This window comes from Xanthomonas campestris pv. campestris str. ATCC 33913 (genome assembly GCF_000007145.1).
Classification (GTDB): Bacteria; Pseudomonadota; Gammaproteobacteria; order Xanthomonadales; family Xanthomonadaceae; genus Xanthomonas; species Xanthomonas campestris.
In genome coordinates, this window is record NC_003902.1 from 4,865,908 (window position 1) to 4,879,693 (window position 13,786).

Consider the following 13,786-nt stretch of genomic DNA (forward strand, 5'->3'; position numbering starts at 1 on the left):
ACGCTGTTCCGGATCAGCGCGCGTCGCGGTCGCGCTCGGCCTGCGCCTCGCGGGCCTGCTCGGCGCTACGCGAGTCGTCGCCGAGCTTGCCAGCCGGCTTGTCGTCGTCGTGCATGCCCTTCTTGAATTCCTTGACTGCGCTGCCGAGATCCTTGGCACCACTGGTGAGCCGCTTGGTGCCAAACACCAGCAGCACGATCACCAGCACGATCAGCCAGTGCCAAATGCTGAAACTGCCCATGATCCGCTCGCTCGCTTGAAGAATAGGAGACTCAGGATACCCCACCGCACCGCGCAGGGGGATGACAGCCGGTCAGCGGTTGCCGTCTAGTGATTCGGTGCGGATTTCACCATCGGAGACCGGCTGAAAGCCTTGCTGCTGTGGCGGCGTGGCCGAAGGCTGGATCGGCATGGTGCTGGCCTCGTTGCTCGGCGGCGGTGGCGTCGCCGGGGCCTGCGCGGGTGACTGGCTGACCGGGCGCGGCGCGGGCGGCGGCGTGTCGCCATCGCTGCTGCGGTTGGTGCGCGCGGTGTAGGTGACCTCTTCCAGACGGTCGCGGAAGGCGATCACGTCGGTGGACGGGCGCTCGTTGGTGCGGCCTTCGAAGATCATGCGCGGGGTGGCGCCGCCGCCGTAGGCGTTGAGGTCGGCGGCATCGTCGATCTGCAGCACCGCACCGTCCAGCGCCACGCCGGCAAACAGGCCGCGCGCGCGCGACCAGGACCAGATTTCGGCCTTGAGCTGGCCGTCGGTGGCGGCAGCGGCGTTGCGGCCCACCGGGCCTGCGGCCACGCCGGCATCGGCGCCCAGGGTGAACTTGCCGTTGACGATGTTGTCCAGGCTGCGGTCGTTGCGGAACACCAGCACCACATCGGAAGACTGCACGCCGGCCTGGAAGCCGATGCTGCCGCCGGTGAGCTTGACGAACACCGGTTGCGACCAGCTGCCGTCAGCGTTCTTCATCGACATCAGGCCGTGGCCGCGACGGCCGCCAATCACCAGGCCGGCCTTGAGCGTGTCGGGGATGACCACGATCGCGCGTGCCTCATCGAGCAGCTTGTCGGGGATGGCCTGCTCGGGGATGTTCATGATCTCGTTGAGCACCCGCACCGCATTACGCGCGCGCTGGTCCTCTTCCGGGCCCGCCACGGCATGGCCGGCGGCGAAGGTCAGCGACAACAACAGGGCCAGGCGCGACAAACGGGGCATGACAAGCTCCAAAGGGCAATCCGTCAAAGATAAATCAATGGCGCGACGTTAGTCGCGGGGCAATGAATCGGTGGTGAGCGCAACCGGGGCGCAGACGGGCCCGATCGCAGTGATCGGATCGGTGCATTCGGCAGGCTCGCCAAGCTCTGCCAGAATGGTCGCCATGAACACCACTTCCGACACCGCCCTGCTGGTGGTCAACCTCGGCACCCCCGAGTCGCCCACTGTCCCGGCCGTGCGCCGCTACCTGGCCGAGTTTCTCAGCGACCGCCGCGTGGTCGCCATCCCGCCGCTGTTCTGGAAGCCGCTGCTGTATGGCGTGATCCTGCCCATCCGCGGCCCCAAGTCGGCAGAAAAATACGCCAAGGTGTGGCTGCCGGACGGCTCGCCGCTGGCGGTGTACACGCGGCGTCTGACCGAAGGCCTGCAGCAGGTCATGCCCGACTGGCACGTCACCTGGGCCATGCGCTACGGCGCGCCGGCCCTGCGCAAGGCGCTGGACGGCCTGCGTGCGCGCGGCATCAAGCGCATCGTGGTGCTGCCGCTGTATCCGCAGTATTCGACCACCACCACCGCCTCGATCCAGGACGTGGTCGATGCCTGGCGCCCGAGCGCGCCAGAGATCGCGGTGGAGGTGATCCAGGACTATTGCGAAGACGCCGGCTGGGTGGCGGCGATCGCCGATTCCATCCGCACGCACTGGCAGGTGCATGGGCGCAGCGAGAAGCTGATGTTCTCCTTCCACGGCCTGCCGCAGCGTGTGGCCAACGCCGGCGACCCGTATCCGCAGCAGTGCGAACGCAGCGCGCAGGCGATCGTCACCGCGCTGGGCCTGGGCCCGGATGCGTGGCAGATGGGCTACCAGTCGCGCTTCGGTGCAGAACGCTGGTTGCAGCCGTATGCCGAACCCACGCTGTGGGCACTGGCCGAGGGCGGCGTGCGCAGCTTCGACCTGGTGTGCCCGGGCTTTGCCACCGACTGCCTGGAAACTTTGGAAGAAGTGGCGCTGGGCTTTGCCGAAACGCTGGCCGAACGCGGCGCCACGCTGAGCTACATCCCCTGCCTCAACGACAGCACCACGCATGCGCAGGCGTTGGCCGCAGTGGCCCGCCGCGCGTGAGGTTGCAGCCGTTTCACTGCGACCTGCCGATTGGCCGCATCACCGGGCTGCGCACTGCCGAGCGCGGGCCACGCCGGGTGCTGGCGCTGCATGGCTGGCTGGACAACGCAGCCAGCTTCCTGCCGCTGAGCGCACACCTGCCGGCCGATGCGCTGGATCTGGTGTTGCTCGACCTGCCCGGCCACGGCCATAGCGCGTGGCTGCCGGTGGGCGCCGAATACACGCTCAGCAGCGCCATCCACAATTTGCTGCTGGTAGCAGACGCGCTGGGCTGGGAACGCTTCACCGTGCTGGGCCACTCGCTCGGCGGCGGTGTGGCCAGCCTGATGGCCGCGGCCGCGCCAGAACGGGTCGAGGCCTTGATCGCGATCGAGGCGCTGGGCGCGCTGGCCGAGCCGGTGGAGAGCACCGCAAGCCGTCTGCGCGAGGCTGTCAGCTCCACGCGCACGCTGGCGCAGCGGCCGCTGCGGGTGTTCCCGTCGATGGAGATGCCGGTGCGCGCGCGCATGATGGCCAACCAGCTCACCGAGCCGGCGGCCCGCCTGCTGGTGGAGCGCGGCGTGCGCGTGGTGGAAGGGGGCTACAGCTGGTGCTCGGACCCGCGGCTCACCCTGCCCACCGCCATCCGCATGACCGAAGTGCAGATCGATGCGCTGTTGAGCAGTATTGTTTGCCCCACCCAGGCCATTTTCGCCACGCCGGCGCAGCCGTATTTTCCCGACGACCTGCGCGACCATCGTGTGGCGATGGTGGCCGATGCGCGCCTGCATCTGCTGCCCGGCACGCACCATGTGCACATGGAGGCACCCGAAGCGGTGGCTGCGGTGATCAATGCGTTCCTGGCCGGGCTGCCGCCGCCGCGCGTGTAAGAACACACGCTCCGCTGACAACGGCAATCGGCAAACGCGTGCACTGAAAAACGCACCGTCTGTAGTCGTTTGCACGGCGGATCACTGCACATACCATCGAGGTCCCGCGCTGGAGACGCACCTACACGTTGTCACCGCGATCGAAGCGTTCCAGGCGTGGCACACGCCGTGGACATTCTTCGACAGCGTATGCGCAGCACTGCAAGCGCAGGAACGCCCTCTTCTGCAGCAGGTCTGGGCTGCAGCCTGCGACCCGCCGCAGTGGCGCGGCAACGCGCCGCTTGCTGTGATGATTGATGCCGTGCAGACCGCATTGGCCACCCGTTATCCGTGGCTGTCGTCGCGTGCGTGTGGGCAGCTGGCGCGCGCAGCGGCGTATGCGTGGCGGTAGCGAGATGCACGTGGCACCGCACGCACTGCCGTGAGGTCTACGCTGTCCAGCCCGACCCTGCCCGTTCTTTCAGCACTGTCAGGCGTCGGCGAATCAAGACGGCTGGACAGATGGGAGAGCTCGGTGCGGCGTCAGCGCACCACGCGTCCCTTCTCTGGCGCCAGTGACGTTGCGTTCGCCAAGAGTTGCCCAGCACGCGCGCACTTAGCACCGCACGCACGCTTACGCGCCGCCGATCACTCCGCCTGCAGCAACCGCCGCAATTGCGCCTTGAGCTGGCGGCCGTGTTCGTGGAAATAGCTGCGCTCGTCGCGCCAGGCGGGAAAGCGCTGTTCCACCTCGGCCCAGAACGCCGGCGAATGGTTGGCCTGCACCAGATGGCAGAGCTCGTGCACCAGCACGTATTCGAACGCCGACGGGCGGCCGAGCACCAGCGCCAGGTCCAGCGCCAGCGAGCCGTCCGGTGCCAGCGAGCCCCACTGCGAAGACATCACCTTCAACCGCAGACGGGCGGGCGCGCGCGGCAATCCCGGCAGGTAGGTGGGCAGCCAGCGGCCGATATCGGCGCGCGCCTGGGCTTCGTAGAATTCCTTCAAGGTGCGCCGCAGCCCGGCCTCCCCGAGGCGCGCCGGGACGTGGAACTGGGCGCCGTCATCGGTGATGTCGATGCGGGCATAGCGCCCGTCGTGCCAGCTCAACGGCAGCAACGCGCCGCGCAACGGCAGCAGGCCGGGCACGCCACGCTCCAGCGGCGGTAGCGCATCCACCTGCTGGTAGCGCGACAGCTGCGTGCTCAGCCAGTCCAGATGCGCGTACAAAAAACGCTCGCCGGCCACCAGGCTTGCACGCAGCGGCAGGGTCAGCCGCGCGCCGCGCTCATCCACGCTGAGCTTGATGCGCCGCGCGCGCGGGTCGCGCACGCGCAGCACGACGATTTCGCGCCCTTCCAGCTGCAGGCGCACGCAGTCGCGTTCGACGACCTGCGGTGCGGGTGCGATGAGGCGGCGGACAGGCTTGAACATGGCCACAGGATAGCGCTGCGATGTGTCAGCCGGTGAGACCGATCAGGCCTCGGCCTTGCTCAGCTTCAAGGCGTCTTCCAGCAACAGGAACAGGCGTCGCACTTCGGCGCTCATCAGCGCAAAGCGCGCGTCGAGTTCGGCACGTGCGCCGTCGCCTTCGCTGTGCTCGAGCTGGTCCAGTGCGCCATCGAGGAACTTGAGCTTGCGGATCACCAGATCGTCGCCGAGCACGAAGGACAGGTTGTCGTCCATCACCAGCGCCAGCTTGGTGACCTGCTTGCCCGCTTCCAGGTGCTTGTCGATCTCGTCGCCGCGTAATTCCTGGTGCTGGCACTTGACCACCGCACCGCCTTCGATCGGGTCCTTCATCTCGCACTCTTCGCCCAGGCTCAGGCCTTCGGGCAACGGCTCGCCGGCGATCCAGCCGGTGAGGATGGCGCGCGGGGCGACTTCGGCATTCAACGGCAGCGCCGGGAAGCTGCCGAGTGCGCCGCGGATCTCGCTCATCACGTTCTCGCCGCTCTTGCGGCTGGAGGTGTTGACCGCGATGTAGCCGTGCTGCAGATCCAGGATGGCATCGGTACGCGAGCTCTTGACAAAGGCGCGCGGCAGCAGCTCATGGATCAGATCGTCCTTGAGACGTTTGCGCGCCTTGCCTCCGGGGCGACGGCCTTCCTTCTCTTCGATCTCGGCGACCTTGCGCTCGAGCAGGTCGTTGACCACCGCGCCGGGCAGGATCTTGTCTTCGCCACCGACGGTGAGCCACAGGAAATCTTCCAGACGGTGCGAGAGCACGTCCTGCTCATCGCGGCCGAACGGGGAAATGAAACCGCGCGAGCTCATTTCCAGCGGGCCAACCGGCTTGAGCTGCACCTGCGGCAGCAGCGTTTCGATTTCGGAAAAATCCAGGGTGGTCGGAAAGCGGAACAGCGTGAGATTGCGAAAGAACATGCGAAAGACCGAAGAGGAGGAAAGAAGGTGGCGCGGGAGTGAGGTGGTCGGTAACGGCGTCTGCGCTAGTCGCGCGCGTGCTCGGCAGCGCTGCCGGCCAACCAGCCAGCGGCATCGGGCAGCGGTGCATCGGCGCCGCCGCCCAATCCCGGAAAATCAAACAGTGTGCGGTCGGCCAGCTGCTCCGGACGCACATCGCCCAGCGCGCGGGCGATCTGGTCCACGCGGCCGGGCTGCTCGCGGTCCCACTGCTGCAGCATGCGCCCGACCTGCTGGCGCTGCAGGTTTTCCTGGCTGCCGCACAGGTTGCAGGGAATGATCGGGAAGTGGCGGGCCTGCGCGTAGGCGGCGATGTCGGCCTCGCGCACATACGCCAGCGGGCGGATCACCACATGCGCGCCGTCGTCGCTGCGCAGCTTGGGCGCCATCGCCGCGAGCCGGGCGTGGTGAAACAGGTTCATGAAGAAGGTCGCCACGATGTCGTCGCGGTGATGGCCCAGCGCGATCTTGGTCACCCCGTGCGCCTGCGCGTAGGCGTACAGCGCGCCACGGCGCAGCCGCGAGCACAGCGAACACATCGTCTTGCCCTGCGGGATCACCCGGCTGACCACCGAATAGGTGTCCTGTTCGATGATGTCGAACGGCACTTGCTGGGCGCGCAGGTAGGTGGGCAGCACGTCGGCGGGAAAGTCCGGCTGCTTCTGGTCCAGGTTCACCGCCACCAGCGTGAACGGCACCGGGGCACTGCGCTGCAGCTGCAGCAGCATGTCCAGCAAGGTGTAGCTGTCCTTGCCGCCGGACAGGCAGACCATGACCTTGTCACCGGGGGCGATCATGCCGAAATCGGCAATCGCCTGCCCCACCGCGTGGCGCAGCCGCTTGGCCAGGCGCAGCGGCTCGCGCTGCAGCCGCGGGGTGCGCGGCGCGGGATCGGCCAGGGGAAGCGGCAGCGGCAGGACAGCGGTCATAAGCCGGCCATTGTAGCTGGCCGGACCGCCGCTGCCTGAGCGCCGGCCCGCTGGCGCGGTGTGACCGCGCCGATGCCGGCGATGGCCCCCGCGCCTGCCTTGGCGGCGGCCGGCCGCTGGCGGCACCGCCCCTGCGGCGATTGTGTGACAGCGCACGCGGCCACGCTGCGCATCTCGCAGCGCAGCAAGCCTTTCTGGCGCGGGCTGGGTAAAGTCGCCCGGACCGTTCGACGCAGGATCGGCATGACCCACTCGGCTTCGCTCCATGGCGCGGCTTTTTTCAGTCGCAGTTTTGGTAGCGCTAACATTGCGCAATCCCCGAGCGTGCGCTGCATGCAACCCTGCTCCGCGCGCAGCACCGTCACGGCGTTGCGCGCGGCCCCATTGCCCTCTCCCTCTGCAGGAGCTTGACCCCATGAGCAACACCGTTTTCATCGGCGCGAAAGAATATTTCCCCGGCATCGGCAAGATCGGCTTCGAAGGCCGCGATTCGGACAACCCGCTTGCGTTCAAGGTGTACGACGCCAACAAGCAGGTCGCCGGCAAGACCATGGCCGAGCACCTGCGCTTTGCAGTGGCTTACTGGCACAGCTTCTGCGGCAATGGCGCCGATCCGTTCGGCCCGGGCACGCGTGCGTATCCGTGGGATGTGGGCAACACCGCGCTGGCGCGTGCCGAAGCCAAGTCCGATGCCGCGTTCGAATTCTTCACCAAGCTCGGTGTGCCGTACTACTGCTTCCACGACATCGATCTGGCGCCGGATGCGGACGACATCGGCGAGTACGAAAACAACCTCAAGCACATGGTGGGCATCGCCAAGCAGCGCCAGGCCGACACCGGCGTCAAGTTGCTGTGGGGCACCGCCAACCTGTTCTCGCACCCGCGCTACATGAATGGTGCGTCCACCAATCCGGACTTCAACGTCGTAGCGCGCGCCGCGGTGCAGGTCAAGGCTGCGATCGATGCCACGGTGGAGCTGGGCGGCGAGAACTACGTATTCTGGGGCGGTCGCGAAGGCTACGCCTGCCTGCACAACACGCAGATGAAGCGCGAGCAGGACAACATGGCGCGCTTCCTCACCCTGGCACGCGACTACGGGCGTGCGATCGGCTTCAAAGGCAACTTCCTGATCGAGCCCAAGCCCATGGAGCCGATGAAGCACCAGTACGATTTCGACAGCGCCACGGTGATCGGCTTCCTGCGCCAGCACGGCCTGGACCAGGATTTCAAGCTCAATATCGAAGCCAACCACGCCACGCTGTCGGGTCACAGCTTCGAGCACGACCTGCAGGTGGCCAGCGATGCCGGCCTGCTTGGCAGCATCGATGCCAACCGCGGCAACCCGCAAAACGGCTGGGATACCGACCAGTTCCCGACCGACCTGTACGACACCGTCGGCGCGATGCTGGTGGTGCTGCGTCAGGGCGGGCTGGCACCGGGCGGGCTGAACTTCGATGCCAAGGTGCGGCGTGAATCATCCGACCCGCAGGACCTGTTCCTGGCCCACATCGGCGGCATGGACGCGTTCGCACGCGGGCTGGAAGTGGCCGACGCGCTGCTGACCTCTTCGCCGCTGGAAACCTGGCGCGCGCAGCGTTATGCCAGCTTCGACAGCGGCGCGGGCGCGGACTTTGCGAACGGCACCAGCACGTTGGCGGACCTGGCCACGTACGCCGCCGGCAAGGGCGAGCCGACGCAGCTCAGCGGCCGCCAGGAAGCCTACGAGAACCTGATCAATCAGTACCTGACGCGTTGATGCCTCGCTGCTGCTCGCCCAGTGCATCGGGCGAGCAGGCAGCAGTTGCCGTGACGCTGGCGACAGCGTTTACGGCCCGGCGGAGGGCTGCTCTGCCGCGTCGGCTGCCGGTGCAGCCACCGAATCCCGCTTGACCAGCAGGTGTGCGACCACATGATCGACCATCGTCCGCGCGGGCCGCTCCTTGGCGCGAATCGTCTTCAACAAGATGTCCAATGCGGCATCGGCCATGGCGGCGATCGGCTGCTGCACGGTGGTGAGCTCCGGCCACACCGCGGTGGCGGCAGAGGTATCGTCGAAGCCGACCACCGACAGATCACGCGGCACATCCAGCCCACGCCGGTGCGCGACCGAAATCGCAGCGGCGGCCATGTCGTCGTTGCTGGCGAAGATGGCGCTGGGGCGCCGCTTGCGTGCGAGCAATTTTTCGGCCGCAAGCAGACCCGAGCGGTAGGTGTAGTCGCCGGGTTGCACCAGGTGACGATCCAGGCGCAGGCCAGCATCGGACAGCGCGGCCTGGAATCCTTCAAAACGCCGCGTGCTGGCCGACAGGTTCGGGTGGCCGGCGATATAGCCGATGCGCGTGTGGCCCTGCGCGATCAGATGCTCGGTGATTTCCTTGGCAGCGGCGAATTCGTCGATGCGCACGCAGGCCACATCCGGGCTGAAATGGTTGGAGGCGATTGCCACCACCGGCACCTTGGCACGCACCAGTTCCAGCACCGCCGCCTTGGATTCGCACAACGGCGGCGGCAGGATCACACCGGCCACGCCCTTGGCGAGCTTGCGTGCAGCCTTGCGCTCGGCATCGGCGTCCAGATCGTCCCAGCAGTCGATGACCAGCTGGATCGAGGTGCGCGAGGCCACACGCAACACACCGAGCAGCAATTCGCGCAGATACGCACCGCTGGGGTCGCTGTAGATCAATGCGATGCGCGTGCTCTGCGCGGCGGCCAAGGCGCTGGCAGCGAGGTTGGGGGTGTAGCCCAGTTTGTCGACCGCACGCATGACGCGCGCGCGCGTGGCATCACGCACATTGCCGTTGCTGTTGACCACGCGCGATACCGTCATCGGCGAGACCTTGGCCAGCGCTGCCACCTCGTTGATAGTGATCGCACGGCTGGTGCGGCGGACCGATTTCCTGACCTTCTCCAAGCGTGGCCTCTTCAAATGGCTGACGAACATGCGGTATGCAAGCGCACCGCGGCGCTGGTGCAGCGGCGAGCAACGCGCCTGGCTGTGCGTCGCATGGTACCGGGAAGCAGGCAGAGCGGCGACAGGCACGCACATCACGATCAGGCAACCGGATGCAAGGTATGAGCGCACGCATGACCAGGAAATTTGTGCGGCGCACGCAGGCCGCCTGCGCGCATTGGCTGCTGCTGGCGTTGCTGGTGTGCAGCGCGGTGTTGCCGGCGATGACCGCGCATGCCGAAAACGGCTACGATTTATGGTTGCGCTACCATTTATTGCCCGATGCGGCACAGAAGCAAGGCAGCGCGCGCGAATTGGTCGTGCTGGGCGCAACGCCCACGCTGCAGGCAGCCGGTGACGAGCTGCAGCGCGGCCTGCACGGTCTGCTCGGTGTGGCGCCGACGCTGACGCAAGCGGCCACGCGCGATGGCGCGATCGTGCTGGGGACCGCGCAGACACCGCAGATTGCCGCGTTGGGCCTGGCAACCCAGGCGCTGGGGCGTGAGGGTTACCTGATCCGCAGCACGCGCGTGGATGGCCACCAGGCGACGGTGATTGTCGGCGGCAGCGATGTGGGCGTGCTGTACGGCGCGTTCCATCTGCTGCGGCTGGTGCAGACCGGGCAGTCGCTGAGCGCGCTGAATCTCCGGCAGACGCCACGGCTGCAGCTGCGCCTGCTCAATCACTGGGACAACCTGGATGGCGTGGTGGAGCGTGGCTATGCCGGCGCCTCCTTGTGGAACTGGCAGACCCTGCCCGGCTACCTGGACCCGCGCTACACCGACTATGCACGCGCCAACGCCTCGCTCGGCATCAACGGCACGGTGCTCAACAACGTCAACGCCAAAGCGTGGAGCCTGACGCCGCAGTATCTGGACAAGGCCGCGGCGCTGGCCACGGTGTTTCGCCCCTATGGCATCCGCGTGTTTCTCAGCGCGCGCTTCAGTGCACCGATCGAGATTGGCGGTTTGAAGACCGCCGACCCACTGGACCCGCAGGTGCAGCGTTGGTGGCGTGAAACGGCCGATGCGATCTATGCGCGCATCCCTGATTTTGGCGGGTTCTTGGTCAAGGCCAATTCCGAAGGCCAGCCGGGCCCCCAGGATTACGGCCGCAGCCACGCCGACGGTGCCAACCTGCTTGCCGATGCACTGGCGCCGCACGGCGGCGTGGTGATGTGGCGTGCGTTCGTCTATTCGCACGAGCAGCCGGACGACCGCGCCAAGCAGGCGTATAGCGAATTCCTGCCGCTGGATGGCACGTTCCGCGACAACGTGATCGTGCAGGTGAAGAACGGTGCGATCGATTTCCAGCCGCGCGAGCCGTTCCATCCGTTGTTCGGTGCAATGCGCAAGACGCCGCTGATGCCGGAGTTCCAGATCACCAAGGAGTATCTAGGCTTCTCCACGCATGTGGCCTACCTGGGCAGCCTGTTCTCCGAAACGCTGCAGGCCGATACCTATGCGCGCGGCAAGGGCTCGACCGTGGCAAAGACGGTCGATGGCAGCCTGTTCAAGGCCACCACGCGCTCGCCGCTGACCGGGATCGCCGGGGTGGCCAACATCGGGGCGGATCGCAACTGGAGCGGCTCGATCTTCGACCAGGCCAACTGGTATGCGTTCGGAAGGCTGGCCTGGGATCCGGACCTACGCCCGGAAGCGATCGCGCAGGAATGGGTGCGCATGAGCTTTTCCAACGACAGCGCGGTGGTCACGCCGGTGGTGGACCTGTTGCTGCGCTCGCGCGAGGCGGTGGTGGATTACATGACTCCGCTCGGCCTGCATCATCTGATGGGGCGTGGCCATCATTACGGTCCGGCGCCGTGGGATGCCGGCAGCGAGCGCCCGGACTGGGACCCGGTGTATTACCACCGTGCTGATCACAACGGGATTGGATTTGATCGCAGTGCCAGTGGCAGCAATGCGGCTGCGCAATATGCCGCGCCGGTGGCGCGCGTGTTCGGCAACGTGCAACGCGTGCCCGAGCGTTACCTGCTGTGGTTCCACCACGCGCCATGGGACCACCGCATGGCCTCGGGGCGGCCGCTGTGGGACGAGCTGGTGTGGCATTACGACCACGGTGTGGATGAAGTGCAGCAGATGCGTGCAACGTGGCAGCAGCTGCACGGCCGCATCGATGCGCAGCGTTACCAGCAGATCGCAGCGTTTTTGGCGATCCAGCAGGACGAGGCGCAGTGGTGGCGCGATGCCAGCATTGCGTATTTCCAGCAGGTGTCCGGCCGTGCGTTGCCGGCTGGCACGGCGCCACCGGCGCATCCGCTGGCGTACTACCAGGCGCTGAAGTTTCCATACGCACCGGGGAACCCGAAATGAGTGCACGGACACGGGTGGCATTGATCGCGGCGCTGGGCGTGTTGCTCGCACCTTCCCATGCAGCGGCGGCCGATGCGCCATTGCTGCATGCGTTATTCCAGCCGCACATGGTGCTGCAACGTGATGCGCCGATCCGCCTGTGGGGCGATGCACCGGCCGGCGAACAGGTGACGCTGCGCCTGGGCGAGCAGCAGGTGCAGGTGCGTGCCGACCGCCAGGGACATTGGCAGGCACGCCTGCCGGCGCGCGCCGCCGGTGGCCCATACACGCTGAGTGCGCGCAGTGCAGGCGGCGTGACCCAGCAACTGGACGATGTGCTGGTGGGCGATGTCTGGCTGTGCTCGGGCCAGTCCAACATGGAGCTGCAGGTGCATCGCACGCTGGATTCCCGCAGCGAAATCGCCGACGCCGATCACCCCAGCATCCGCATGTTCAAGGTGCCGGCGCAGTCCAGCCCGACCCCGCAACGCAGCTTCGGGGGCGCTGCCGTCTGGCAACCCACCACGCCTGAGACGGTGAAAGATTTTTCTGCGGCTTGCTATTACTTTGCACGCGAACTGCAGAAGACCGTGGCGGTGCCGATGGGCTTGATCAATGCTTCGTGGGGCGGCTCGCAACTGCAGGCGTGGATCGGTGACGCCGCACTGCGCGCGGCCGGCGACGATGGTCCGGCGCTGGACGTGCTGGCGCGTTACGCCACCAGCCCGACCGATGCAGCGCCACGCTGGGGCAAATTGTGGGAAACCTGGTGGCGTGCGCATGGCGATGGCGCGCCGTGGCAGCCGGATGCGCCGGGCGCATGGCAACCCGCGCCGGCCACGCTCGGTGCCTGGGACGAGTGGGGCGTGCCACAGCTGGTCGGTTTCAATGGCATGGTCTGGTACCGCAGCACTGTCGAGCTGACCGCGGCGCAGGCCGCGCAGGACGCCACGCTGCTCCTCGGGCCGGTGGACGAACTGGACCAGACCTGGGTCAACGGCCATGCGGTGGGCAGCAGCTACGGCGCCGACCAGCCGCGCCGCTACAGCGTGCCACGCGGGCAGCTGCAGGCCGGGCGCAACAGCATTGTGCTCAACGTGCTCAACACCTACCGCCGTGGTGGGTTACTGGGCGATGCGTCCTCGCGTGCGCTGCAGTTTGCCGACGGCAGCCGCGTGCCGCTGGACCGCCCCTGGCAGTACCAACGCGTGCCGGCCGCAGTGGGCATGCCGCCCCGCGCGCCCTGGTCGTCGGCGGCCGGGCTGACCACCTTGTACAACGGCATGATCGCCCCGCTCGGCCAGCTGGGCCTGCGCGGCGTGCTCTGGTACCAGGGCGAGTCCAATGCCGGCGATGCGGCGCACTACCCGGCCTTGCTCGACGCCTGGCGGCGCGACTGGCGGCAGCGCTTCGGCGCGCAGTTGCCGCTGCTGGTGGTGCAGCTGGCCAACTACGGCATGCCGCCTACCGAACCGGTGGAAAGCGGCTGGGCACAGCTCCGCGAAGCGCAGCGCCGCTTCGTGGCTGGCGATGCGCATGCCGGGCTGGCGGTGGCCATCGATATCGGCGACCGCTACGACATTCATCCGGCCAACAAACAGGAGCTGGGCCGCCGCCTGGCACATGCGGCGCGGCATGTGGTGTATGGCGAGGCGATTGCCGCTTCCGGCCCGGTACCGCGCGATGTGCAACGCGATGGCGAGGCACTGCGCGTGCGCTTCGATGCCGTGGACACCGCCTTGCAAAGCTACAGCGCCAGCGCGCCGATCGGCTTCGAGGTCTGCGGCGCGGCCAGCGGCAGTTGCCACTACGCGCCGGCCAGCGTGCACGGTGACACCGTGACGCTGCGCGTGCCGGCCGACCTGCAGGCCACGCGCGTGCGCTACTGCTGGGCCGACAGCCCGGTGTGCACCTTGTACGACCGCAGCGGCCTGCCTGCAGGCCCGTTCGAACTTCCCATCACTGCCGCCACTTCCCGATGAGCGAGACCCCG

General features: G+C 67.3%; 11 protein-coding genes. 5 read left to right on the plus strand and 6 right to left on the minus strand.

The window, feature by feature from the left end:
* Positions 1–13: 13 nt before the first annotated feature.
* Positions 14–241 carry a Sec-independent protein translocase subunit TatA gene (gene tatA / locus XCC_RS21215; protein WP_011039162.1) on the minus strand — a complete coding sequence of 76 codons (228 nt, stop codon included), beginning with the start codon at positions 239–241 and terminating at the stop codon, positions 14–16.
* Between the two features lie 72 nt (positions 242–313).
* Positions 314–1,210, minus strand: coding sequence for a lipid-binding SYLF domain-containing protein (locus XCC_RS21220; protein WP_012439632.1), 897 nt, complete (start codon positions 1,208–1,210; stop codon positions 314–316).
* Between the two features lie 154 nt (positions 1,211–1,364).
* Between XCC_RS21220 and hemH the strand changes: the two genes are divergently transcribed.
* A complete protein-coding gene (gene hemH, locus XCC_RS21225) occupies positions 1,365–2,330 on the plus strand; it encodes a ferrochelatase (RefSeq protein ID WP_011039164.1) in 966 nt (321 codons plus the stop codon).
* A gap of 2 nt (positions 2,331–2,332) precedes the next feature.
* Positions 2,333–3,199, plus strand: a complete 867-nt coding sequence (locus XCC_RS21230) for an alpha/beta fold hydrolase (protein ID WP_019238120.1) — start codon at positions 2,333–2,335, stop codon at positions 3,197–3,199.
* 627 nt (positions 3,200–3,826) lie between these two features.
* Here XCC_RS21230 and XCC_RS21235 read toward each other — a convergent pair.
* From XCC_RS21235 to ttcA, 3 genes are all read right to left on the minus strand, one after another.
* A complete protein-coding gene (locus XCC_RS21235) occupies positions 3,827–4,612 on the minus strand; it encodes a SprT family zinc-dependent metalloprotease (RefSeq protein ID WP_029216880.1) in 786 nt (261 codons plus the stop codon).
* A 42-nt stretch (positions 4,613–4,654) separates the two neighbouring features.
* The gene (locus XCC_RS21240) at positions 4,655–5,563 is read right to left on the minus strand and encodes a recombination-associated protein RdgC (RefSeq protein WP_011039167.1); all 909 of its coding nucleotides are present in this window, start codon (positions 5,561–5,563) and stop codon (positions 4,655–4,657) included.
* A 65-nt stretch (positions 5,564–5,628) separates the two neighbouring features.
* Entirely contained in the window at positions 5,629–6,531 is a 903-nt protein-coding gene (ttcA, locus tag XCC_RS21245) for a tRNA 2-thiocytidine(32) synthetase TtcA (protein WP_011039168.1), read from the minus strand.
* 415 nt (positions 6,532–6,946) lie between these two features.
* On the opposite strand from ttcA, the gene xylA reads away from it, so the two are divergent.
* Positions 6,947–8,287, plus strand: coding sequence for a xylose isomerase (xylA, locus tag XCC_RS21250; protein ID WP_011039169.1), 1,341 nt, complete (start codon positions 6,947–6,949; stop codon positions 8,285–8,287).
* A gap of 69 nt (positions 8,288–8,356) precedes the next feature.
* Here xylA and XCC_RS21255 read toward each other — a convergent pair whose 3' ends face one another.
* Positions 8,357–9,442: a LacI family DNA-binding transcriptional regulator gene (locus tag XCC_RS21255; protein ID WP_029216879.1), complete on the minus strand. Its 1,086-nt coding sequence runs from the start codon at positions 9,440–9,442 to the stop codon at positions 8,357–8,359.
* Between the two features lie 161 nt (positions 9,443–9,603).
* Between XCC_RS21255 and XCC_RS21260 the strand changes: the two genes are divergently transcribed.
* Entirely contained in the window at positions 9,604–11,814 is a 2,211-nt protein-coding gene (locus tag XCC_RS21260; RefSeq protein WP_019238124.1) for an alpha-glucuronidase family glycosyl hydrolase, read from the plus strand.
* Entirely contained in the window at positions 11,811–13,775 is a 1,965-nt protein-coding gene (locus XCC_RS21265; protein WP_011039172.1) for a sialate O-acetylesterase, read from the plus strand. Before XCC_RS21260 ends, XCC_RS21265 begins: the two co-directional genes overlap by 4 nt.
* Positions 13,776–13,786: the final 11 nt, after the last annotated feature.

What these genes read in the sequence shown, in the direction of transcription:
- tatA (WP_011039162.1), bottom strand. Translation starts at nt 241, where the DNA reads ATGGGCAGTTTCAGCATTTGGCACTGGCTGATCGTGCTGGTGATCGTG.
- XCC_RS21220 (WP_012439632.1), bottom strand. Translation starts at nt 1,210, where the DNA reads ATGCCCCGTTTGTCGCGCCTGGCCCTGTTGTTGTCGCTGACCTTCGCC.
- hemH (WP_011039164.1), top strand. Translation starts at nt 1,365, where the DNA reads ATGGTCGCCATGAACACCACTTCCGACACCGCCCTGCTGGTGGTCAAC.
- XCC_RS21235 (WP_029216880.1), bottom strand. Translation starts at nt 4,612, where the DNA reads ATGTTCAAGCCTGTCCGCCGCCTCATCGCACCCGCACCGCAGGTCGTC.
- XCC_RS21240 (WP_011039167.1), bottom strand. Translation starts at nt 5,563, where the DNA reads ATGTTCTTTCGCAATCTCACGCTGTTCCGCTTTCCGACCACCCTGGAT.
- ttcA (WP_011039168.1), bottom strand. Translation starts at nt 6,531, where the DNA reads ATGACCGCTGTCCTGCCGCTGCCGCTTCCCCTGGCCGATCCCGCGCCG.
- xylA (WP_011039169.1), top strand. Translation starts at nt 6,947, where the DNA reads ATGAGCAACACCGTTTTCATCGGCGCGAAAGAATATTTCCCCGGCATC.
- XCC_RS21260 (WP_019238124.1), top strand. Translation starts at nt 9,604, where the DNA reads ATGAGCGCACGCATGACCAGGAAATTTGTGCGGCGCACGCAGGCCGCC.
- XCC_RS21265 (WP_011039172.1), top strand. Translation starts at nt 11,811, where the DNA reads ATGAGTGCACGGACACGGGTGGCATTGATCGCGGCGCTGGGCGTGTTG.